The sequence below is a fragment of the Micromonospora sp. NPDC002389 genome (assembly GCF_040296095.1).
In the GTDB taxonomy this organism is placed as follows: domain Bacteria; phylum Actinomycetota; class Actinomycetes; order Mycobacteriales; family Micromonosporaceae; genus Micromonospora.
On sequence record NZ_JBEOWP010000005.1, the window covers coordinates 89,577 to 112,259 of the forward strand.

At 70.2% G+C, this 22,683-nt stretch carries 20 protein-coding genes and 1 pseudogene; 11 read left to right on the forward strand and 10 right to left on the reverse strand.

Annotation, left to right across the window (positions count from 1 at the left end; translation table 11 throughout):
- Positions 1 to 104: 104 nt before the first annotated feature.
- Positions 105 to 965 carry a hypothetical protein gene (locus tag ABT008_RS11530; protein ID WP_350695743.1) on the reverse strand — a complete coding sequence of 287 codons (861 nt, stop codon included), beginning with the start codon at positions 963 to 965 and terminating at the stop codon, positions 105 to 107.
- Between the two features lie 31 nt (positions 966 to 996).
- Positions 997 to 2,847, reverse strand: coding sequence for a phosphoenolpyruvate carboxykinase (GTP) (locus ABT008_RS11535; protein ID WP_350695744.1), 1,851 nt, complete (start codon positions 2,845 to 2,847; stop codon positions 997 to 999).
- Between the two features lie 136 nt (positions 2,848 to 2,983).
- Here ABT008_RS11535 and ABT008_RS30470 point away from each other — a divergent pair.
- Positions 2,984 to 3,801, forward strand: a pseudogene (locus ABT008_RS30470) (GtrA family protein).
- 99 nt (positions 3,802 to 3,900) lie between these two features.
- Positions 3,901 to 4,614, forward strand: a complete 714-nt coding sequence (locus tag ABT008_RS11545) for a GtrA family protein (RefSeq protein WP_350695746.1) — start codon at positions 3,901 to 3,903, stop codon at positions 4,612 to 4,614.
- A 72-nt stretch (positions 4,615 to 4,686) separates the two neighbouring features.
- Here the strand turns inward: ABT008_RS11545 and ABT008_RS11550 are convergent, their stop codons facing one another.
- Both ABT008_RS11550 and ABT008_RS11555 read right to left on the reverse strand, forming a co-directional pair.
- On the reverse strand, positions 4,687 to 5,247 hold the full coding sequence (locus tag ABT008_RS11550; protein ID WP_350695747.1) for a PH domain-containing protein: 561 nt from the start codon (positions 5,245 to 5,247) through the stop codon (positions 4,687 to 4,689).
- Positions 5,248 to 5,364: 117 nt separating this feature from the next.
- A complete protein-coding gene (locus ABT008_RS11555) occupies positions 5,365 to 6,240 on the reverse strand; it encodes a biotin--[acetyl-CoA-carboxylase] ligase (protein WP_350695748.1) in 876 nt (291 codons plus the stop codon).
- 74 nt (positions 6,241 to 6,314) lie between these two features.
- Here ABT008_RS11555 and ABT008_RS11560 point away from each other — a divergent pair, with 74 nt between their 5' ends.
- Complete coding sequence (locus ABT008_RS11560; protein ID WP_350695749.1) at positions 6,315 to 7,898, forward strand: acyl-CoA carboxylase subunit beta; 1,584 nt, start codon at positions 6,315 to 6,317, stop codon at positions 7,896 to 7,898.
- Between the two features lie 75 nt (positions 7,899 to 7,973).
- On the opposite strand, the gene ABT008_RS11565 is transcribed toward ABT008_RS11560, so the two are convergent.
- On the reverse strand, positions 7,974 to 8,720 hold the full coding sequence (locus ABT008_RS11565) for a M50 family metallopeptidase (protein WP_350695750.1): 747 nt from the start codon (positions 8,718 to 8,720) through the stop codon (positions 7,974 to 7,976).
- 131 nt (positions 8,721 to 8,851) lie between these two features.
- On the opposite strand from ABT008_RS11565, the gene ABT008_RS11570 reads away from it, so the two are divergent.
- Both ABT008_RS11570 and ABT008_RS11575 read left to right on the forward strand, forming a co-directional pair.
- Positions 8,852 to 9,403, forward strand: a complete 552-nt coding sequence (locus ABT008_RS11570; protein WP_350695752.1) for a Uma2 family endonuclease — start codon at positions 8,852 to 8,854, stop codon at positions 9,401 to 9,403.
- Between the two features lie 97 nt (positions 9,404 to 9,500).
- A complete protein-coding gene (locus ABT008_RS11575; RefSeq protein ID WP_350695754.1) occupies positions 9,501 to 10,256 on the forward strand; it encodes a GH25 family lysozyme in 756 nt (251 codons plus the stop codon).
- A gap of 77 nt (positions 10,257 to 10,333) precedes the next feature.
- Here ABT008_RS11575 and ABT008_RS11580 read toward each other — a convergent pair whose 3' ends face one another.
- Positions 10,334 to 10,570, reverse strand: a complete 237-nt coding sequence (locus ABT008_RS11580) for a hypothetical protein (protein ID WP_350695755.1) — start codon at positions 10,568 to 10,570, stop codon at positions 10,334 to 10,336.
- A 181-nt stretch (positions 10,571 to 10,751) separates the two neighbouring features.
- Entirely contained in the window at positions 10,752 to 13,133 is a 2,382-nt protein-coding gene (locus ABT008_RS11585) for a serine/threonine-protein kinase (protein WP_350695756.1), read from the reverse strand.
- 93 nt (positions 13,134 to 13,226) lie between these two features.
- Here ABT008_RS11585 and ABT008_RS11590 point away from each other — a divergent pair, with 93 nt between their 5' ends.
- The 5 genes from ABT008_RS11590 to ABT008_RS11610 all read left to right on the forward strand — a co-directional run bounded on the left by ABT008_RS11590 (position 13,227) and on the right by ABT008_RS11610 (position 17,856).
- Positions 13,227 to 13,439 (forward strand): acyl-CoA carboxylase subunit epsilon, encoded by a 213-nt coding sequence (locus tag ABT008_RS11590; protein ID WP_350695758.1) that lies wholly within the window; start codon positions 13,227 to 13,229, stop codon positions 13,437 to 13,439.
- 101 nt (positions 13,440 to 13,540) lie between these two features.
- Positions 13,541 to 14,002 carry a hypothetical protein gene (locus ABT008_RS11595; protein WP_350695759.1) on the forward strand — a complete coding sequence of 154 codons (462 nt, stop codon included), beginning with the start codon at positions 13,541 to 13,543 and terminating at the stop codon, positions 14,000 to 14,002.
- A 1,339-nt stretch (positions 14,003 to 15,341) separates the two neighbouring features.
- Positions 15,342 to 16,499, forward strand: a complete 1,158-nt coding sequence (gene mycP, locus ABT008_RS11600; RefSeq protein WP_350695761.1) for a type VII secretion-associated serine protease mycosin — start codon at positions 15,342 to 15,344, stop codon at positions 16,497 to 16,499.
- Between the two features lie 37 nt (positions 16,500 to 16,536).
- On the forward strand, positions 16,537 to 17,193 hold the full coding sequence (locus ABT008_RS11605; protein ID WP_350695763.1) for a Maf family protein: 657 nt from the start codon (positions 16,537 to 16,539) through the stop codon (positions 17,191 to 17,193).
- 9 nt (positions 17,194 to 17,202) lie between these two features.
- The gene (locus ABT008_RS11610) at positions 17,203 to 17,856 is read left to right on the forward strand and encodes an O-methyltransferase (RefSeq protein WP_350695764.1); all 654 of its coding nucleotides are present in this window, start codon (positions 17,203 to 17,205) and stop codon (positions 17,854 to 17,856) included.
- Between the two features lie 187 nt (positions 17,857 to 18,043).
- Here ABT008_RS11610 and ABT008_RS11615 read toward each other — a convergent pair whose 3' ends face one another.
- Both ABT008_RS11615 and ABT008_RS11620 read right to left on the reverse strand, forming a co-directional pair.
- Positions 18,044 to 18,799: an ABC transporter permease gene (locus ABT008_RS11615; RefSeq protein WP_176092558.1), complete on the reverse strand. Its 756-nt coding sequence runs from the start codon at positions 18,797 to 18,799 to the stop codon at positions 18,044 to 18,046.
- Between the two features lie 20 nt (positions 18,800 to 18,819).
- Positions 18,820 to 19,779, reverse strand: coding sequence for an ATP-binding cassette domain-containing protein (locus ABT008_RS11620; RefSeq protein WP_350695766.1), 960 nt, complete (start codon positions 19,777 to 19,779; stop codon positions 18,820 to 18,822).
- A gap of 183 nt (positions 19,780 to 19,962) precedes the next feature.
- Here ABT008_RS11620 and ABT008_RS11625 point away from each other — a divergent pair, with 183 nt between their 5' ends.
- Positions 19,963 to 21,714, forward strand: a complete 1,752-nt coding sequence (locus ABT008_RS11625) for an acetyl/propionyl/methylcrotonyl-CoA carboxylase subunit alpha (protein WP_350695768.1) — start codon at positions 19,963 to 19,965, stop codon at positions 21,712 to 21,714.
- A 70-nt stretch (positions 21,715 to 21,784) separates the two neighbouring features.
- Here the strand turns inward: ABT008_RS11625 and ABT008_RS11630 are convergent, their stop codons facing one another.
- Positions 21,785 to 22,681 carry a LysR family transcriptional regulator ArgP gene (locus ABT008_RS11630; RefSeq protein WP_350695770.1) on the reverse strand — a complete coding sequence of 299 codons (897 nt, stop codon included), beginning with the start codon at positions 22,679 to 22,681 and terminating at the stop codon, positions 21,785 to 21,787.
- Positions 22,682 to 22,683 lie beyond the last annotated feature (2 nt).

Consider the following 22,683-nt stretch of genomic DNA (forward strand, 5'->3'; position numbering starts at 1 on the left):
CACCTTGCAGGGTAGCGAGCCCCCACCCGGATCGGAGTGCCGGTGGCCGACACCACGCCGCAGTCGACACGGCGGATCGCGCGGACCGGGCGGACACGGCGGGATCAGGTCTCCGACGCCGGGGCGGGAACCCGGGCGGCCCGGCGTACGCCGTAGACGGCGAGGACGGCGGCGGCGACCAGTGGGGCGCCGTCCCGGACCAGACCATCGACGCCGAGCAGCCACCAGCACAGCGGCAGGTCGACCGCGAGTACGGCGACGCTGACCACCACGAGCAGGGTGCCCGCCCAGCGTTTGCCGCGCAGCAGGAAGGCGGTGCAGAACAGCACCAGATAGCTGGTCGCGATGCCGGCGCCCAGCCAGAACAGCACCGCCGGCACGGCCAACAGTTGGCCGTCGAGGATCCCGGCGGTGGCGACCAGGGCGGGCACCAGCATCAGCGGGCTGTAGGTGAACGCGGCGACCCGGCTGGTCAGCAGCCAGGCGTTCGCCTCGGGGCGGCGCGGCGGCGTCTCGCGCCAGGAGATGCCGGAGCGGTCGATCACCAGTCGGGAACGATGCCGGACCAGGTGCCCGGCGACCGCCGGGGACCGGTACAGCAGCCAGACCACGGCGGCGCAGAGCACGGTGAGCAGGGCGAAGCCGAGCAGGCCGGGCAGCGGTGGCACGCCCTGCCGGGGCACGATCAACCGTCCCACCGCGAAGACCGTGGTGATCGCCAGGATCAGGCCGAGCGGGCGGGCCACCGTCCGGCCCCGGCGTACGTGGCCGATCAGCAGCAGGAAGCCGAACGAGCGCAGCATCGCCCAACCGGTACGCACCGCCAGGCCGAAGCCCTGCTCCGGCGCGTACCACCAGTTGAGCACCTCGACCACGACGGTGGCCGCTGCGGTCACGGCGAGCAGTGCGGTCAGCGCCCGGACGGCGGACGGCCGCCGGACCTCGGTCTCGGCGGCCGTCCTCATGGGATCCGATGATGCCCGGATCCGGCGTCGATCACACCCCGCGCTGCGGCTGCTCCGCGTCGAGTCGGGCGCGTAGGGCGTCCAACTCGGCCCAGAGGACACCGGGCAGCTTGTCACCGAACTTCTCGAACCACTCGGTGACCAGCGGCAGCTCGTCGCGCCACTCCGCCGGGTCCACCTTCAGCGCGATCCGGACGTCCTCCGGCGTCATGTCCAGGCCGTCGACGTCGAGCGCGTCCGGCGTCGGGACCATGCCGATCGGGGTCTCCACGGCCTCGGCGCGACCCTCGATCCGCTCGATGACCCACTTGAGGACGCGCGAGTTCTCGCCGAAGCCGGGCCAGAGGAAGTTGCCCTCCGGGTCCTTGCGGAACCAGTTGACGTAGTAGACGCGGGGCAGCTTCGACTCGTCGCCGTCGGCGCCCTTGCCCATCTCGATCCAGTGCCGGAAGTAGTCACCGGCGTGGTAGCCGATGAACGGCAGCATCGCCATCGGGTCACGCCGCACCACGCCGACCGCACCGGAGGCGGCGGCGGTGGTCTCCGAGGAGAGCGTGGCACCCATGTAGACGCCGTGCACCCAGTCCCGCGCCTCGGTCACCAGCGGGACGGTGTCCCGCCGCCGGCCGCCGAACAGGATCGCGTCGATCGGGACGCCGTTCGGGTCGAAGTAGTCGTCGGCGAGGATCGGGCACTGGGTGATCGGGGTGCAGAACCGGCTGTTCGCGTGCGAGGAGAGGTTCTCGCTCTCCGGCGTCCAGTCGTTGCCCTTCCAGTCGATCAGGTGCGCCGGCGGCTCGCCGAGGCCCTCCCACCAGATGTCGCCGTCGTCGGTCAGAGCGACGTTGGTGAAGACCGAGTTGCCCTGCTCCAGCGTCCGCATCGCGTTGGCGTTGGTCTTCCAGTCGGTGCCGGGCGCGACGCCGAACAGCCCGTACTCCGGGTTGACCGCGTAGAGCCGGCCGTCCGGACCGAAGCGCATCCAGGCGATGTCGTCGCCGATCGTCTCGACCTTCCAACCCGGGATGGTCGGCTCCAGCATGGCCAGGTTGGTCTTGCCGCAGGCGGACGGGAACGCGCCGGCGATGTGGTAGACCCGCCCCTCCGGCGAAGTGATCTTGAGGATCAGCATGTGCTCGGCGAGCCAGCCCTCGTCCCGCCCCATCACGCTGGCGATCCGCAGCGAGTAGCACTTCTTGCCGAGCAGCGAGTTGCCGCCGTACCCGGAGCCGTAGGACCAGATCTCCCGGCTCTCCGGGAAGTGCGAGATGTACTTGGTCTCGTTGCACGGCCAGGCGACGTCCTGCTGGCCCGGGGCGAGCGGCGCGCCGATCGAGTGCAGCGCGCGGACGAAGTCCGCGTCGTCGCCCATCGCCTCCAGGATCTTGGCACCCATCCGGGTCATGATCCGCATGGACGCGACCACGTACGGGCTGTCGGTGATCTCGACACCGAACATGGGCTTCTCGGCCTCGACCGGGCCCATGACGAACGGGATGACGTACATCGTCCGTCCGCGCATCGAACCGCGGTAGAGCGGGGTCATGGTCCGCTTCATCTCGGCGGGGGCCATCCAGTTGTTGGTGGGCCCGGCATCCGCTTCGTCCACGGAGCAGATGAAGGTGCGCTCCTCGACCCGTGCGACATCCGTCGGGTCGGTGCGGGCGTAGAACGAGTTGGGCTTCTTCTCGGGGTTCAACCGGATGAGCGTGCCCGCATCGACGAGTTCGTCGGTGAGGCGACGCCATTCCTGATCGGAGCCGTCCACCCAGACGACCTGCTCAGGGGTGGTCAGTTCAGCGACCTCACGGACCCAGGCGAGAAGTTTGGGGTGGGACGTCGGGGCCTGATCGATTCCCCTGACGGTGGCCGGAGCAACCATGACACATCTCCTTGTGGTCGACGCTGACCGGTCTATGGAGTGCACGAGTCTCGGCGCCGCGATGCGTCGCCTTCGTGGAAACATGGGATTGGGCTCAGCGTAAACCGATGTACAGCCCCAGTCAGTGGGACTGGTTGTGAAGAACTGCACAAGGTGCGGCCACGCTGCGGCATCACGAGCCTTTACCCGCTTTCACGCGCAGTTTCACGCAAATCCTGCGGCGGACCTCAGGTCAGCGGCGCCGCGCCAAAGAGTCACAGGTCACTTTTCGACTTCGTGAGCGGAAGAGGAAAACAACACCGAATCGCAGCCGCCCGGTTACGCTCCGTTCGTGCCTGTCTGCGCCGTCACCCCGGTGGGCCCCGATGGCCGTCGCTCCCCGATCGCGACCCCGGCAACCGGTACGCTCGCACGGTGGCCGCCACAATGACCGGGGAGCCCGGCTCCCCGCAGACCCGTACGGGTCTGGTCCACTCCCTGGTCGACCGGTTCGGTCACCTCGTACGGGAGATGAGCAAGTTCGCGACCGTGGGCGGCATCGCCTTCGTCATGGACTTCGCCCTGTTCAACTACCTGATCGGCCCACAGAACGTCGAGCAGGTCACCGCCAAGACCATCGCCACTGTCGTCGCGGCGACCTTCGCCTTCCTGGGCAACCGGTTCTGGACCTGGCGGCACCGCAAGCGCTCCAACCCGGCCCGCGAGTACGCGCTGTTCTTCTTCTTCAACGCGGTGGGCCTGGGCATCGCGGTGGGGTGCCTGGCCATCAGCAGGTACGGGCTGGGCAGCATCTGGCCGGAGATCTTCCAGACCCGGCTGGCCGACAACATCGCCAGCTTCGTCGTCGGCACCGGGCTCGGGACGCTGTTCCGTTTCTGGTCGTACCGACGGTTCGTCTTCGTCGAAGCGGGAACCCCGACCGGTGCGGAAGCGAACCCGGACCGGGACGCGTGACCTGCCGCCCGCCGGTCCCGTCAGAGCCTGCTGGCCCGTCAAGGTCAGTCGATCCGTCCGAGCCCGCCGTACCCAGCCCACTGCCCTAAGGTGTTGCCCATGCCTCTCGTCCGTCTGCTGCCTGAGCGCTGGCAGAAGTTCATCCACGAGGCGCTCAAATTCGGCCTGGTCGGCGGCGTCAACACGGTCATCAATTACGCCGTGTTCAACGCGCTGGCACTCACCGTCTTCGTCGATGGACAGTTGAAGGCGACGGTCGTGGCCACCCTGGTGGCCACGATCACGTCATACCTGATGAATCGACACTGGACGTATCGCGATCGTCCAAAATCGGCCATGCAGCGCGAGTACGCCCTGTTCTTCCTCTTCAACGGCGTGGGCCTGCTGATCGAGCTGGGTGTGCTGGCCGCCGCCAAGTACGGGCTGGGCGTCACCGGCCTGCTGGCGCTGAACGTCGCCAAGACGGTCGGTGTGGTGCTGGCGACGCTGTTCCGCTTCTGGTCGTACCGCACCTTCGTCTTCCAGCCCGCACCGGCGGTCGAGCCCACCCAGACGTGGGCCGGGCTGCCGCGCGACGAGTGGGACACGATGGCCGAGATGGACCCGGTGGCCGAACTCGCCGAGGCCATGACGGAGCTGGAGGAGGAGGAACCACCGGCCACTCCGCCACCCGCACCGCCTCTGGCGGTGCAACCCCGGCCGACGCCGATGGCCCGGGAGGCCGAGCTGGCGGCGCTGGACAGGGAGTTGGAGGACGAGCTGGCCGCCCAGCTCCAACCGGCTCCCGCACCACGCCGGTTCCGGCGTCGCTGACCCGGACCACGACAACGCCCGCCGGCACTCGCCGACGGGCGTTTCCCATGTCCAGGCGCGGGTGAGCCGGCCTCAGAGGCCGCCGCCCTTGTTGTCCCGCTCGGCGAGGATCTCGCGCAGTTCGCCGTCGCCCAGCGAGTGCTTGTCGTGGAACGCCTCGACCAGCTCGTAGAGCTTCGTCTGCACCCGGTCCACCTTCGGCACGTCGGGAAGCACGGACTGTCCGCGTTCGCCGGCCGACTCGATGGTGAGCGTGCCGTAGCCGAGCAGCCGCCCGACGAACTGCTGGTTCATCGAGTGGTCGTTGACCCGGCTGAGCGGAATGTCCCGCCGCTCGCGGGAGAAGACACCGTGCTGCAGCACCACCCGCTCGTTGGTGAACAGGAAGTGCGTGGTGCGCCAAGCGATCCAGGGCCAGACGGTCAGCACCAGCACGGCCAGCAGCGCCAGGCCACCGATCACGGCGAGCGTGATCGAGCCGCCCCCACCGGCGGGCAGGAACAGCACACCGGCCGCCACCGCGGCGATGGCGAGCACCAGCACCACCACCGGACGGACCATCGTCTTCCAGTGCGGATGCAGGTGCAGCACGACGTGCTCGTCTTCGGTGAGCACGTCCTCGGGGAACGCCACGGAAACCTCCTCGCAGGAACGGACGCGCAGACCGTAACCCCCCGGTGCCACCCCCTCACATCCGCCACGCGGCCGACCTCGGCGGCGTACCCCGCCGTCGATCCGGCTCCGCCGGAATCAGCGCAGGTGGAGGACGTCGGCGGCGGCCAGGGCACGTTCCCCGGCGGCGGTGGTGACCAGAAGCCGACCGTCGAGGTCGACCCCGGTGGCGGTGCCGGTGAGTTCCGTGCCGTCGGGCAGGAAGGCCCGCACCTCGCGGCCCACGGTGCCGCAGACCGCCAGGTACGCGTCCCGCAGGCCGCAGGCGGCCGCGTCCCCGTCGGCGGCCCGCCAGCGGGCGTACCAGTCGGCGACCGACCGGAGCAGGGCCCGCAGCAGCGGGTCCCGGTCGGTGGCCGCCGCACCGGCCAGTTGCAGCGAGGTGGCCGGCAGGCCGGTCGGATGCTCCGGCAGCTCGTCGGCGCGCAGCGTGACGTTCAGCCCGACGCCGAGCACGATCGCGGGCGGATCATCGAGACCGGGGCCGGGCACCGCCTCGGCGAGGATCCCGGCGCACTTGGCGTCCCCGAGCAGCAGGTCGTTGGGCCACTTGAGGGTGGCGTCGAGTTCCGCCAACAGGGTCACCGCCTCGACCAGCGCGACACCGGCGAGCAGCGGCAGCCAGCCGTACCCGGCCGGTGGCGCCGGCGACCAGGCGCGGTCCGGCACGGCCTGGCCGGGCCGCAGCAGCACGCTGGTCGCGATGCCGGCGCGCGGCGGTGACTGCCAGGCGCGCCCGCGCCGCCCCCGTCCGGCGCTCTGCCGCTCGGCTACCACGACGAGACCCTCCGGCTCCCCCTCCCGGGCCGCCTCGGCGACGTCGGCGTTCGTGGAACCGGTCTCGACCTTCAGTTCCAGACGGGTCCACGGGCCGTACGGCGCGACCAGCGCCCGGCGCAGCCGGGCCGCCGACAGTGGCGGACGATCGAGGTCGGTGTACGGCGAATCCGGCATCCGGCCAGCCTACGGGCCCCCGGTGAGGCGAACTGCACAGCGGCGGCGACCTGAACCATCGTTATATTCCCAGGGTGACTACCGAGACCGGGACCAACATCCACAGCACCGCGGGCAAGCTGGCGGACCTGGCACGACGGGTCGACGAGGCGGTGAACGCCGGGTCGGCCCGCGCGGTCGAGAAGCAGCACGCCCGGGGCAAGAAGACCGCCCGGGAGCGGATCGAGATGCTGCTCGACGAGGGCTCCTTCGTCGAGCTGGACGAGTTCGCCCGGCACCGGTCCACCAACTTCGGTCTGGACCGCTCCCGCCCGTACGGCGACGGCGTGATCACCGGCTACGGCACCGTGGACGGCCGGCAGATCTGTGTCTTCGCCCAGGACTTCACGGTCTTCGGCGGCTCCCTCGGCGAGGTCTTCGGGCAGAAGATCGTCAAGGTGATGGACCTGGCCATGAAGATCGGCTGCCCGGTCGTCGGCATCAACGACTCCGGCGGAGCCCGCATCCAGGAGGGTGTGGCGTCGCTCGGCCTCTACGGCGAGATCTTCTTCCGCAACGTACGCGCCAGCGGCGTCATCCCGCAGATCTCGCTCATCATGGGCCCGTGCGCCGGTGGGGCGGTCTACTCCCCGGCGGTCACCGACTTCACCGTGATGGTCGACCAGACCTCGCACATGTTCATCACCGGCCCGGACGTGATCAAGACGGTCACCGGCGAGGACGTGGGCATGGAGGACCTCGGCGGGGCACGCACCCACAACACCCGCAGCGGCAACGCGCACTACCTCGCCTCCGACGAGTCCGACGCGGTCGACTACGTCAAGGCGCTCCTGTCCCACCTGCCCGCCAACAACCTGGACGAGCCGCCGGTCTTCGACGCTCCGGCGGAGCTGTCCGTCACCGACGCCGACCGGGAGCTGGACACGCTCGTCCCGGACTCGGCCAACCAGCCGTACGACATGCACCGGGTGCTCGAACACGTCCTCGACGACGGGGAGTTCCTGGAGGTCCAGCCGCTCTACGCGCAGAACATGGTGGTCGGCTTCGGTCGGGTCGAGGGCCGTCCGGTGGGCGTGGTCGCCAACCAGCCGATGCACTTCGCCGGCACGTTGGACATCGCGGCCAGCGAGAAGGCGGCCCGGTTCGTGCGTACCTGCGACGCCTTCAACATCCCGGTGCTGACCTTCGTGGACGTACCCGGGTTCCTGCCCGGCACCGGCCAGGAGTGGGACGGCATCATCCGTCGAGGCGCCAAGCTCATCTACGCGTACGCCGAGGCCACCGTGCCGAAGGTCACCGTGATCACCCGCAAGGCGTACGGCGGGGCGTACGACGTGATGGGTTCCAAGCACCTGGGGGCGGACCTCAACTTCGCCTGGCCGACCGCGCAGATCGCGGTGATGGGCGCCCAGGGCGCGGTGAACATCCTCTACCGGCAGGAGTTGGCCGCCGCCGAGGACCCGGCCGCGGTCCGGGCCGAGAAGATCGCCGAGTACGAGGACACCCTGGCCAATCCGTACGTCGCGGCCGAGCGCGGGTACGTCGACGCGGTGATCCCGCCGCACGAGACGCGGGTCCAGATCGTCCGCGCCCTGCGGGTGCTGCGCACCAAGCGCGAGACGCTCCCGCCCAAGAAGCACGGCAACATCCCGCTGTAGGGGTTGTGTGCAAGGAGGGGTCCCCTGCTAACGCCTGGTGCATAGCAGGGGACCCCCTCCTAACATCCGCAGAGCTCACCAGGGGACGATGCCGGCGTCGGTGAGCAGCGGACCGGCCAGCATCCGGCCGCCCACCACCAGCACGACGACGTTGACGATGCCGAAGATCAGCACCCAGAAGAACGGCGGCAGCGGCGTGATGCCCGCCAACTGGTCGGCGTCGGAGGCCGGCATCCCGCGCCGGGTCCGCAGCCGCTGCAACTCCACCACCGGGCGTACGCCGCCGAGCAGCAGGAACCACACGCCGGTCCAGGCGAAGGCGGCCTGCACCTGCGGGCTGGCGTACCAGGAGATCGCCAGCACCGCACCACAGGTGACCACCAGCGTCAGCGCCCCGTACACGTTGCGGATCATGATCAGCATCGCCAGCAGCAGGACCACCGCGAGCCAGAGCAGCAGCGTGATCCGGTTTCCGGCGAGCAGCCACGCCCCGCCCAGGCCGACCAGCGGCGGGGCGATGTATCCGGCGAGCAGGGTGAGCACCATGCCCGGTCCGGTGGGACGCCCGGCCGAGAGCGTGAGGCCCGAGGTGTCCGAGTGCAGCCGGATGCCGTGCAGCTTGCGTCCGGTGAGCACGGCGGCCAGCGCGTGACCGCCCTCGTGCGCGATCGTGATCGCGTTGCGGGCGATCCGCCAGGGCAGCCGGGTGGAGACCACCACCAGCGCGACCAGGCCGGTCAGCAGCACCAGCAGCGGGGGCGGGTCGGGCTGCGCGCCGAGCAGACGGTCCCAGAACGCGGTCATGCCCTCGATCGACACCATGGGGCGGCAGCCTACGCCCGCAGGCCGGGTCGACCCCAGGGCGGGCCGTCTCCTTCGGCGTCGGTGCCGGGACACCCGCCCGTATCGTGTGAGACTGACCGGGTGGCGATCGGACCAGGAGGTGAACGGCGGTGAGCGCGGCCCCTCTGGAACCCCATGTCGGCCTCTGGACGGAGGCCGACTACTTCGCCATGGGCGACACCCACGACCGGATCGAGTTGCTCGACGGGAGCCTGATCGTGAGCCCTGCCCCGAGCAAGCGACACCAACTCGTGTCGCGCCGGTTGGCGAACAGCATCGACGCGGCGGTCGAGCCGACGGGCCTGACCGTCTTCGAAGCGGTCAACCTTCGTCTCGGGCCGGACCGGATCGCGATCCCGGACATCGTCGTGGCGGACACCGACGACGAGGGCACGGTGATCGAGGCGGCCGAGGTGACGCTGGTGTGCGAGATCGTCTCGCCCGGCAACGCCGCTGCGGACCGCGTGCTCAAGATGCAGCTCTACGCGATCGCGCGGATCCCGTGGTATCTGTTGGTCGAGCAGGACGGCGAGACGCATTCGCTGCGGTTGCACCGGCTCGACGGCGGCCATTACGTCGAGGAGCGGGTGGCCAAGGCGGGCGAGACGCTCGCTCTCACCGAGCCCTTCCGGTGGCAGGTCGACCCGGCCACCCTGCGTTGACTCGTCCCGCATTGAAAGTTTTCTTAGTATCTCTTGCCTTGGCGGGCATTCACCTTCAAAGATGTCTGTCTATCGACAGTCGTCTCAGGAGGACGCCATGGGTCGGACCAGACCATCGCTGCGCCGGCTGACCGCCGCCGCACTCACCGTGCTCGCGACCGCTGCGGCCGGGCTCGTCGCCACCGCGACCCCCGCCTCGGCGGCCACCGTGCCCGGCATCGACGTCTCGCGCTACCAGGGCACCATCAACTGGACGAGCGTCCGCAACGCGGGCGTCCAGTTCGCCTTCATCAAGGCCACCGAGGGTACGAGCTACAAGGACCCGAACTTCAACACCAACTACGTCAACGCGTACAACGCCGGGGTGATCCGGGGCGCGTACCACTTCGCCCGGCCGAACATCTCCTCCGGCGCCGTTCAGGCGAACTACCTGGCCTCCAACGGCGGCGCGTGGTCGGCCGACAGCCGTACGCTTCCGGCCGCGTTGGACCTGGAGGCGAACCCGTACAGCGGCGGCTACTGCTACGGCCTGAGCACCACCGGCATGCGCAACTGGGTGCAGGACTTCCTGAACACCTATCGCTCGCGCACCGGCCGCTACGCGGTCATCTACACCACCACCAGCTTCTGGAACCAGTGCACCGGCAGTTGGACCGGCCCGTGGGCCAACCATCCGGTCTGGGTCGCCCGCTGGTCCTCCTCGGTCGGCGCGCTGCCGGCCGGCGCCCCGGTGTGGAGCTTCTGGCAGTACACCGATTCGGGCAGCGTCGCCGGCATCAGCGGCGCGGTCGACCGCAACTACTGGAACGGCGACCGTAACCGCCTGATCGCCCTGGCCAACAACACCGCCTGAGACACGTGACGACGGCGGGTCGACGTCCACTGAGTGTCGGGACGTCGGCCCGCCGCCGTCGCGCGACTACCGCCGGTTCAGGCCCGCCGCCGCGCGGCGAGCGCCACGGGTACGCCGACACCGCCGTGCCGGGCCACCGTGCCTCGACGGGTGACGGCCCATCCCACGTACGCGGCCCCGGCGAGCGTCATGACGCTCAGCAACGTGGCCAGCAACGCGATGCCGAAGGTGGCGAGCAGCAGTACGCCGACACCCACCACCGCGATCGTCCACAGTGTCAGTCGGGGCCGGGCATCTCTTGGTCGGTAACCCATCTCGGGCCTCCCTTCCATCCTTCGAGATCAGGTACCCCGAACGACGGAAGGTCATGCCTCGCTTCAGAGCGACCGGCAATAGGGCGGTGGAGGCGAGGCGGGTCCTGGCCGACGACGACAACGCCGCCAGCCGACGTGCCAGGGCTCGCCGCAGCCCCGCCAGTCCTGTTGCCGGTCGCTCTTAGTCCTGGCGGTCCGGCACGAACTCGCGGAACGCCGTCTCGAAGTTCGGCAACTGTGCGTCCCACTCGCTGTTCGGCACCTCCCAGCGCAGGGCGAATCCCCGGTTGCTGGCGGTGACGAAGCCCCGGTTGCGCACCCGCAGTTCGACCCCGTTGCGGGTCTGGTTCCAGTCCCAGTCGGCGCAGGTCCGCCACTTGCAGTCGATCGTCCTGATGTTGATCAACCGGTAGTTCTGCACGCCACGGACGTTCTTCCGGTCCGATTCGATGGCCCGCCAGGCGGCAGCCGCGTCCCGCTGCGGCGACGGGGTGCGGTCGATGGTCAGCTCGCTGACGCCGTTCGGGTCGCGGTACTTGACCCAGGTGGAGCCGGAACTGCGCCGCCAGCCCTCCGGCACCGCGACCTTGAAGCCCACCGGGTCGTTCCGCAACGTCCATCCCTCGGGCAGGCCGCCCGCAGCGCTCTCGGACGGGGTGGGCGACGGGGACGCCGACGGGGAGGCGCTGGGCGGTGCGGCAGAGGTCGGTGGTGGCGCGGCCGGCTCCGAGGTCGTCGGCGCGGACGACTCGGACGTGCCCGCCGCGTCCTGCGGGGTGTTCCCGTCGTCGTCACCGCTGGTGAGCAGCGGAACCGCCACCACCAGGCCGACGAGCAGCAGCGCGACCAGTGCGCCGACCAGCACGGCACGGCGGGTGCGCTCGGATCGCAGTTGGCCGGCCTTGAAGACGGAACCGCGAGCCGGTGCCGCCGGGCTCACCGGCGCCGACGGCATCAGCGAGGTCGAGGCGGGCGCGACGGGGGTGGCGGCCTTCGCGGGAGCCGGTGGGTCGACCCGCCGGGTCGGCTCGCCCGAGTCGGACCGGTCAGTCGTCCCGCTCGCACCGGCGCTGGCCTGCGCGGTCGCCTCCACAGCGGGACCGTCGACCTTGGTGACGTCGGCCGAGGCAGCGGCTGGCCCGCTGGTCGTGGCAGACAGCACGGTCGCGTCGGCGCCGTCCGGCGTCGTCGGCGTACCGGCCGGGGTGGTGCCCTCGTCGACCTGGCCGGTCGAGTCGTCGTCGCCAGTCGCGGTGTCCGTGGCGGACGTGTCGGACCCGGCAGCCGGGCCGGTGTCCGACGCGGACGACGCCGCGTCCGTACGCGACGCCGACTCCGCACCGGCGGCCCCGGCAGCGGTCGACGCCGCGTCCACCTTCGTCGTCGGGTCGGCGTCCTGACCAGCATCGACCTTCGCGGTCGGGTCGGCGTCCACCTTCGTGGTCGGGTCGGCGTCCGCGCCCGTGGGGGCCGCGACCTTCGCCGTCGGCGCGGCGTCGGAGACCGGCGGCTTTCCGGCCGTCGCACCGGAGCCCGACGGACCGGAGGTGGCCGCGCCGGCTGCGGCAGCGCCCGCCGCGAGCGGACCCACGGCCGGTGGCGTACGGGGCACGGGCGGGGTGACCGGCGGCGTCGGCCGCTCCCCCGACGGGCGAGGCGCGGGCACCAGCGGCTGACGCGGTTCACGCGGCCCGTTCGGCCCCGGCCGGCGTACCCCGTCGAGCAGTGAGATGCCCCGACTCCGCTTACCGCTGGCCCGCCGCAGCATCCGCTCGGCCGACTCGGCGGTGATCCGCTCCTCGGGGTCCTTACGGAGCAGCCCGGCGAGCACCTGCTTGAGCGGACCGGCGTTGCGGGCCGGCGGCACCGGTTCGGTGGCGAGCGCGGCCAACGTGCTGATCGCTGACGGGCGCGCGAACGGGGACTTGCCCTCCACGGCGGCGTAGAGCGTGGCGCCCAGCGACCACAGGTCCGCCTCCGGGCCGGTGGTGCCGTCCCGGGCACGCTCTGGCGAGATGTACGCCGGTGAGCCCAGCACCATGCCGGTGCGCGTGACGTTCGGGTCGCCGGGGATCGTGGCCAGGCCGAAGTCGGTCAGCACCACCCGACCGTCGGTGCCGAGCAGCACGTTGCCGGGCTTGACGTCGCGGTGCATGATGCCGGCCTTGTGCGCCGCCTTCAGGGCGTTGAGCACGCCCAGCCCGATCTGCACCGCCTGGGCCGCCGGCACCGGCCCGTCCTCGGCGAGGGTGTCCTGCAACGAGCGGGACGCGACGTACTCCATCACGATCCACGGGTCACCGTCGGTGCGGAGCACGTCGAAGATGCGTACCACGTTGATGTTGTTGAGGCGGGCGATGGCGCGCGCCTCCCGCAGCGAGCGTTCGCGCATCTCGCGGCGCTCGTCGTTGGTCAGGCCCGGCGGCGGGACCAACTCCTTGATGGCCACGTCGCGGTGCAGCACCTCGTCGCGCGCCTTCCATACCCGACCCATGCCGCCCTGACCGAGCGGCGAGAGGAGCCGGTACCGGTCGGCGACGAGTTGGGGGGAAGGCTCAGACATCGCTGAGACGGTACCCGGCAGCCCTGACGCTCACACCGTCGGCACGCCACTGTGTGCCGGAGGTCGAGCTCACAAGCGCGTACGCTGGGGTCCATGTCTGTCGAGGAGCCGCTGTTCCGGGTCGTCCGCGGCGCGCCGACCGCCGAGGAACTTGCCGCGTTGGTGGGCGCGATCGTCGTACGCTCCCGCCCGGCGCCCGCGCCCGCTGCCGACCCGGTCTCGGCCTGGGCCCGCAGCGGCCGGCCGGTGGGTGCCGCACTGCTGCCGGGCAGCGGTGCCTGGCGCGCCTCCGGTCTGCCCCGCTGACACGGATCGGCGCGGCTGCTGACGGTGACCGGGGCTGCCGGGGAGGCGTCCAAGGATTAGCCTCACTGAGGGGAACCGGGCCGTTACAGTTTGGAGGGCCGATGATCCCTGAGGATGATCGACAAGCGTCCTGGTCACGTGGTCACCGCGGCGTCGAGGCGGACATCCGCCAGATGCGGGAATTCGCCGACATGCTCCGTGCCGAGGTGGACGGCAACTACGCGCCGCACCTGCCGCGCATCGCGGACGACATGCTCGCCCGGGTGCCGAATCCGGCGGACGCCTTCATCGAGCTGGTGCAGTTCATGCGGGCACACTGGGAGACACAGCAGGCCACGACGAACGCCGTCTGGGGCCTCGGCCACAGCACCGGCCACCTGGCGCACGCCGCCAGACAGGTAGCCGACCGGTACGCCGACACCGACGCATTCTCCGCAGCCCGCGTCGCCGACGTGCAGCAGGCGCTCGGGCGGCCGGGAGACGTCCCCGCCCAGCCCACACCCTCACCGTCGCTGAACAATCCGACCGGACCGGACGACCACGGGCCGGTGATGCTGCCGTGAGAGACCCGGGAGTCGGCCGCAGCGGCGGCCTCACCGACTGGTACCTGATGAACGTGGCCGACATGTGGGCCTGCCTCCAGGACCACGACCCCGACAACCACTGGCGGCACGTCGCCGGCTGGCGCAAGATCTCCGAGCTGGCCGACCAGCACCTGAACCGCCTCCGGACGTACCGCAGACGCCTCGCCCAGGCCTGGCCACCCGACACCAACGAGGCCGCCCGCGCGTACCTCGCCGAGCTGGACGACCTGATCGCGCAGGTGCAACGCACGCACGACGCGGCCAGCGCCAACCAGAGCGCACTCGCCGCCGCCACCCAGGCCCTCACCAGCACCCGCACCGAGCTCAAGAAAATCCACGACGAGTACGCGGACAAGCTCCGACAGAAGCGCGGATGGGAAGAGACCGCCGCCGACCCCAAGGCAGTCGCCGGTAGCCGGAACAGTCAACCGCCGGTGACCGACGCCGACCTGGAGCAGTTGAACGTCAAGGCGCGCGGCATCATGTACGGCCTGAGCAGCGAACTCCAACAGGCCCAAGTAACGCTCCGCCAACCCCCGCCACTTCGGCACACGGATCGCGCCCCTGACTATTCGGAGGCTTACGGCTCCGCCGCAGCACCAGCGATCCCACCGATCGTGCCAGCCCCGCTACCAGCACCTTCTGCGCGCTTCAAGCAACCCAAACCAGCGCCACAACCCAACTCGGCAGCTCAGCCGTCTGGACCGCTGCTAAGTGGACACGCCTCCGTCGTGACTCCACCACCAACCAATCCAGTCATACAAAACCCACTTGCGCCTAACCAACCCACCTCGCCAGGAATGGCACCTCCCGCTCCGCCCACTTCCGGGCCGAATGGTCGACCTAAACCTAACCACTCCTCGCACTCTTGGCGGCCGAGCGCGAATAGCTCCTCCCCTCTGCCACCGCCAGCCGGATCGCGCATTATGCACCCGAATGGCTTGATCGGTGGATTACCCAGCGCGAGCCCCGGCCAGTCGACACCTGGTGGCACCCAGCCGCGCCGAGTCAATCCGATAGGCGGCGTAATCGGCGGAGGCGCAGCAGGGACCGCCCCTACCGGCGGAGCCGGATCTCGACCAGGAACCGGGAGAGGTTTCCCGCGAGCCCATTACATGCCACCCACTGGGGGCTTTCCCGGAGGCATGGTCTCCGGCAACACGTCAGGCCGCCCAATAAGAAACACCCAAAGCGATGAGGACGGCCGCAAGTGGGATCCTGACCATCCTTGGCAGACGGAGGAGGGCGTGGATCCTATCGTCTTGCCACCCAGGGACGATGGACCGATTGACCCTGGTCCAGCAATCGGCTTTCCGAGGTGAGCAAGCGACACTCGCGAGCGCTCGCCGCCGGATCGATCTTGGCCATCCTTCTGCCGGGCACAGCCATTCAGGCAGCCACAGAGGTCGCACCTCCGGACAACGCAAGCCGCATCCGCAACGACCAGTGGCACCTGCGCTATCTAAGCGCACAGGAGGCACATCGCATTAGTCAAGGCGAAGGCGTCACCGTCGCAATTCTTGACACCGGAGTTAGCCAACACCCGGACATCCGACTGAACCTTAAGCAGGGCAAGAATCTACTTCCCGGAGACTCTAGCAGCGCCCAGGACGACCCAAATGGTCACGGCACCGCAATGGCTGGCCTCATTGCTGCACACGGACAGAACGCAACCAAAGGCGCGTTAGGAATTGCCCCCAAGGCGCAAGTGATTCCCATAAAGACCTCGGATGCCAGCAACGAAGGTAGCGCTGACCGACTTGCAGAAGGCATTGAGTTTGCAATCACCGCGGGGGCAGCCGTAGTCAGTATCTCCGGCGGAGGCGGACCCAGCCCTCGCTTGCTGCAGGCACTGGAGGCGGCACATTCGGCCAACGTGATAGTCGTGGCGGCCGGAGGCAACAACCCGGCAGACCCGGGAGTCATTTACCCTGCGGCCGCCGAGACGGTGATCGCCGTTGGGGGCATAGACCAAAATGGGGGGCATGCAAGGATTTCAGTCACTGGACCACAATTGGACTTGGCGGCTCCGGCCATAGATATTTTCAGCCTTGACCCAGAAAGCGACTATCGACGAAGTAGCGGAACTTCTAACGCTGCTGCAATCGTTGCGGGGGCGGCGGCGTTGATTCGGGCCAAGTATCCGCATCTGCCGGCGGACGAGGTGGCTCACCGGTTGACGGCGACCGCGATCGACAAGGGTCCTCCCGGGCGGGACGACCAGTACGGCTATGGCGTGATCGATCTGGTGGCGGCGCTGACGGCAGACGTACCGCCGAGGGGTTTCGGGCCTGGCGGGTCGGCCACTCCGTCGCCGAGCACGACGCGGGCCGTAGGTCCCGAGACCGATGAGGACGGTGCGGCGGTGCGGGGTCTGGTGACGCTGGCGGTGCTGATCGCGGCCGGTGCCGGTGGGGTGTGGTGGGCCCGGCGGCGACGACGTTCGGACGACCCGCCGCCACGCATCAGCCGCTGAGCGGTCTCGGCGGGCGGTTGCCGGTACCGTCGTGCGCGTGTCTGATGCGCTTCCGCTCCGCCTCGTGCTCGCTTCGGCCAGCCCTGCCCGCCGTAAGACCCTGCAGGCCGCCGGCATCGAGCCGGACGTGCTGGTCAGTGGTGTCGACGAGAGTGTGGTGGTGACCGATCGGGCGGAGCATCTCTGCCTGGAGTTGGCCCGGCTCAAGGCGGAGGCGGTGCTGACCCGGCTGCGGCCCGGCGACGGCCAGCGGACGCTGGTGCTGGGCTGCGACTCGGTGCTCGCGTTCGACGGTGAGATCTTCGGTAAGCCGGACGATGCTGCCGACGCGACCCGGCGGTGGGAGCGGATGCGGGGGCGCAGCGGTGTGCTGCACAGCGGCCACTGTCTCATCGACATCGTGGGCGGGCGTCGGGCCGAGGCGGTGGCCTCGACGGTGGTGCACTTCGCCGACATCAACGACCAGGAGATCGCCACGTACGTGGCCACCGGCGAGCCGCTCGCGGTGGCCGGCGCGTTCACGATCGACGGGTTGGGCGGGGCGTTCGTGGAGCGGATCGAGGGCGATCCGGGGACGGTCGTCGGGTTGTCCATGCCGTTGCTGCGACGGCTGCTGGCCGAGTTGGATCTGCGGATCACTGATTTGTGGACAAAAGTCGCGCCCGGCAACCAGAGCATCGAGCCGCTCGGCTAGCGTCCGGGCATGACGCTCAAGTCGATTCCGCTCACCGACGAGTTGCACGCGTACCTCGTCGCGCACGGCGCGCCGCCGGACGAGATCGTCCGTGACCTGGCCGAGGAGACCCTCGCCGTCCTGCCGGAGCACGCCTCCATGCAGGTGGCGCCGGAGCAGGCTGCCTTCCTGACGTTCCTGACCCGGCTGCTCGGCGTTCGCAATGCGGTGGAGGTGGGCACGTTCACCGGGCTGTCCTCGCTGGCGATCGCCCGGGGTCTGGCCGACGGCGGGCGGCTGACCTGCTTCGACATCTCCGAGGAGTACACCGGCATCGCGCGTCGGTACTGGGTGCGGGCCGGTGTGGACGACCGGATCGAGCTACGCATCGGCCCGGCCGGGGAGACGCTGCGCGAGCTGCCGCACGAGCGGTACCTGGACTTCGCCTTCATCGACGCCGACAAGACGAGCTATCCGCTGTACTGGGACGAGTTGGTGCCCCGGATGCGGCCGGGTGGCGTGATCGCCGTCGACAACGTGCTGCGGCACGGGCGGGTGGTGGCGCCGGAGAGCGAGGCCGACCGGGCGATCGCGGCGTTCAACGACGACGTCCTCGCCGACGTGCGGGTGGATGCGGTCATGTTGCCGATCGCCGACGGACTGACCCTCGCCCACGTGCACTGACCGCCTCGCCGGCACCGGTCGCCGCCTCTGTCGTAAGGCTGCTCAGACCGGTGCCGGCGCCCGGTGCTCGGCGGCGTCGGCCGGGCCCCGAGTGCGGGGCGTTAACAAGGGGCCCCTGCTCTACCGCAGGCGTTAATAAGGGGCCCTTCCTTTCACCGGTCCGGCGACGGGCCCGTCGCCGGAACCATTAGCGGACGCTGCGGGCGAACTGGCGGGCCGCCCAGTAGACGCCGGCGGCGGCGAGGATCGCGATGATGGTCAGCCCCTGCCAGACCCGGTCGTTGCCGATGTCGCCGTTGAACAGGGCGCGGGTGCCGTCCACCGCCCAGGAGAAGGGGTTCCACTTGGCGACGCCCTGCAACCAGCCGGGCGCGAAGGCGAGCGGGAGCAGGATGCCGGAGAGCAGCAGCACCGGCTGGGCGACGGTGTTCATCAGCGGGGCCAGCGCGTCCTCGCTCTTCACCTTGAGCGCGACTCCGTAGCTGACCGCCGAGGTCATCAGCGCGATCAGGGCGAGCATCAGGTATGCCAGCAGCAGGTCGCCGATGAAGACCCGCAGGTCGAACAGGAGCGCCAGCAGGGTGATGATGACCGCCTGGACCATCAGCGACACCACGTCGCGCAGCGAGCGACCGAGCAGCAGGGCGAGCCGGCTGACCGGGGTGACCCGGGAGCGTTCGATCACTCCGGCGCGCAGCTCGGCGATCAGGCCGAAGCCCTGGAACAGGCCGCCGAAGATGGCCAGCAGCACCAGCAGGCCGGGTACGAAGATCTTGTACGCCTCGGCCTGGGTCGGTGCGTTCAGCGCGGGCTTGAGCAGCGGGGCGAACAGCAGCAGATACATCACCGGCTGGAAGACGCCGACGAAGACCCACACGGGGTTGCGCAGCAGCAGGTGGAACTGCCGCTGGAAGATCAGCCAGGTGTCGCGGGCGAGCTTCATGGGACTTTCTCCTGGTCGGTTCAGGACTCGCGCAGCGAGCGGCCGGTCTTGGTGAGGAAGACGTCGTCGAGGCTCGGGCGGTGCAGCTCGATCGACCTGAGGTCGAGACCGGCACCGTCGACCCGGCGCAGGATCCGCGGGATGGCGGTCGCGCCGTCGTCGACGAAGAGGCGCAGGCCGCCCTCCTCCAGGCTCTCCAGCCGGTTGACGTACTCCTCGCCGTCGAGCAGCTTCTCCGCCTCGCCGGTGGCGACGATGTCGAGGCCGACCAACACGATGTCGCCGGAGATCTCCCGCTTGAGGTCGGTCGGCGTACCCTCGGCGACCACCTCGCCGTGATCCATGATCGCGATGCGGTCGCAGAGCGCGTCGGCCTCGTCGAGGTAGTGGGTGGTGATGAAGACGGTCATCCCGTCGGCCCGCAACCGCCGGATCTCGTCCCACATGTGCGCCCGGCTCTGCGGGTCGAGGCCGGTGGTGGGCTCGTCCAGGAAGACGATCTTCGGCTCGTGGATGATGCCGAGCGCGATCTCGACCCGCCGCCGTTGGCCGCCCGAGTACGTCTTGCACTTGCGGTCGGCGAACTCGGTGAGCTGGAACGCCTCCAGCGCGCGTACCGCCCGACGCTGGGCCTCGGCCTTGCCGATGCCGTACATCCGGGCCTGGAGCACCAGTTCCTCACGCGCGGTCGACTCGTCCCAGGTGCTGCCGCCCTGGGCGACGTAGCCGATCCGGCGGCGGACCTCGCCCGGGTTCTTCAGCAGGTCGGCACCGGCGATGGTGGCCTGGCCGCCGTCCGGTTCGATCAGCGTCGCGAGCATCCGCAACGTGGTGGTCTTGCCGGCGCCGTTCGGGCCGAGGAACCCGAAGATCTCACCAGCCGGGACGTCCAGGTCGACGCCGCGTACCGCCTCGACCGTCTTCGTCTCCCGACCGGCCCGGCTGCGGAACGACTTCCGCAACCCTCTGGTCTCGATCATTTCCACTCCCCGCTCATGGCCGGACTCCGGCCACCATCGTCACGGCACTCCACCACATGGGTACGACACCACGCCGCCCACGACCTGGCCAGACAGTGCGTCATCCCACACTGAGCGATCGTTCGGGGCACCACGGTGAGCTATAAACTCCCGGTCAGTAACCCGCCGGGAGGAGCCACCAAGGTGCGCAAGGTACTCATCGCCAACCGGGGCGAGATCGCCGTCCGGGTCATCCGCGCCTGCCAGGACGCCGGCCTGGGCAGTGTCGCGGTGTACGCGGACTCCGACCGGGATGCCCTGCACGCCACGCTCGCCGACGAAGCGTACGCCCTGGACGGCGACACCGCTGCGAGTACTTACCTCCGTATCGACAAACTCATCGACGTCGCCGCTCGTGCCGGTGTCGACGCGGTCCACCCCGGGTACGGCTTCCTCTCCGAGAACGCCGATTTCGCCCAGGCCGTCATCGACGCGGGCCTGACCTGGATCGGTCCCACCCCGCAGGCGATCCGCGACCTCGGTGACAAGGTCACCGCCCGGCACATCGCCCAGCGGGCCGGCGCTCCCCTGGTGCCCGGCACCCCGGACCCGGTGGGCAGCCCGGACGAGGTGATGGCCTTCGCCGTCGACCACGGCCTGCCGGTGGCGATCAAGGCCGCCTTCGGTGGCGGCGGGCGCGGCCTGAAGGTGGCCCGCACCATGGAGGAGATCCCGCACCTGTTCGAGTCGGCCACCCGCGAGGCGGTCGCGGCCTTCGGTCGGGGCGAGTGCTTCGTCGAGCGGTACCTCGACCAGCCGCGCCACGTCGAGGCGCAGGTCCTGGCCGACCAGCACGGCAACGTGATCGTCGCCGGCACGCGGGACTGCTCGTTGCAGCGCCGCCACCAGAAGCTGGTCGAGGAGGCACCGGCGCCCTTCCTCACCGCCGAGCAGCGGACGCAGATCCACCAGAGCGCGAAGGCGATCTGCCGGGAGGCCGGCTACCACGGTGCCGGGACGGTGGAGTACCTGGTCGGCAACGACGGCACCATCTCCTTCCTGGAGGTCAACACCCGGCTCCAGGTGGAGCATCCGGTGACCGAGGAGACCGCCGGCATCGACCTGGTCCGCGAGCAGTTCCGCATCGCCGACGGGGAGAAGTTGCGGCTCACCGAGGACCCGACGCCGCGCGGGCACTCCATCGAGTTCCGGATCAACGGCGAGGACCCGGGTCGGGGCTTCCTGCCCGCCCCCGGCACGGTGACCGCCCTGCGTCTGCCGACCGGTCCCGGCGTACGGGTGGACACCGGGATCTCGGCCGGCGACGTGATCGGCGGCAACTTCGACAGCCTGCTCGCCAAGGTCATCATCACCGGGGAGACCCGCACCGAGGCGCTGGAGCGGGCCCGGCGTGCGCTGGACGAGATGGTGATCGAGGGAATGGCCACCGCGCTGCCGTTCCACCGCCTGGTGGTCCGCGACCCGGCGTTCACCGCCGAGCCGTTCGCGGTGCACACCCGCTGGATCGAGACCGAGTTCGACAACACGGTTCCGCCGTTCGCCGCAGTGGCCGACGGTCCGGCCGCTCCGGCCGAGCGCGAGACGATCGTGGTCGAGGTGGGCGGCAAGCGGCTGGAGGTCAGCCTCCCCGCCGGGCTGGGCGCGGGTACGGCGAGCGCCGCACCGGCCGCGAAGAAGCCCACCCGTCGGGGTGGCGGGGCCACGGCCGGCGCGGCGGCGGGCGGTGACGCGCTCACCTCGCCGATGCAGGGCACCATCGTCAAGATCGCGGTCGCCGACGGCGACACCGTGGCCGAGGGCGACCTGGTCGTGGTGCTGGAGGCGATGAAGATGGAGCAGCCGTTGCACGCCCACAAGGCGGGCACGGTCAGCGGCCTCGCCGCCGAGGTCGGCGCGGTGATCACCGCCGGTGCCGCCGTCTGCACCATCGCCTGAGGCACTGCCGCGTGTAAGGAGGGGTCCCCTGCTAACGCCTCGTGTATAGCAGGGGTCCCCTCCTTACATCTCAGTGCAGGGATTCGGCGGCGACGGCGCAGACGGCGGCGGTCAGCGCGGTCAGCACCGGTGAGTCGAGTCGCCAGTGCTGCCAATAGAGCGGGGTGTCCAGCACCCGGCCGGGCGCGATGTCCACGCATCGCCCGGCGGCCACGTCGGCGTCGGCGATCTGCTCCGCGACCAGCCCCCAGCCCAGGCCGAGCCGGATCGACTCGTTGAACGCCGGGACCGACGGCACGTAGTGCACCGGTGGGTCGAGCGCGTGCCCGGTCACCGTACGCAGGAAACGGTGTTGGATCCGGTCCTTGCGGTCGAAGACCACCACGGGTGCGGCGGCGGCCGCAGCCCTGGTGAGACCGTCGGCGAACCAGCGTCGGGCCAGCGACGGCGCGGCCAGCGCCCGGTAGCGCATCGCGCCGAGACGGCGTACCCGGCAGCCCTGGACCGCCTCGCGTTGGGCGGTCACCGCAGCGGTCACCACCCCGTCGCGGAGCAGGACGGCGGTGTGGTCCTGGTCGTCCTGCCGGATGTCGAAGGAGAGTTCCGGCTGGTCGGGCAGCCGGGCCAGGGCGGCGGGGAACCAGGTGGCGAGCGAGTCGGCGTTGACCACGATGGCGACCCGGGTACGGGCCCGGTCGCCGCCGAGCGGTCCTCGGGCGTCGGCCAGCGCCTCGCGTTCGAGCAGGGCGAGCTGCCCGGCCAGGCGCAGCAGCGGTCGCCCGGCCTCGGTGGCGTCGCAGGGGCGGTGCCGCCGGACGAGCACCTGCCCGACGGTCTCCTCCAGGGCCTTGATGCGCTGGCTGACCGCCGAGGGGGTGACGTGCAGCAGCCGCGCCGCCGCCTCGAAGCTGCCCTCGGCGACCACTGCGGCGAGCGTACGGAGCTGGGTGGAGTCCAGACCGCTCATGA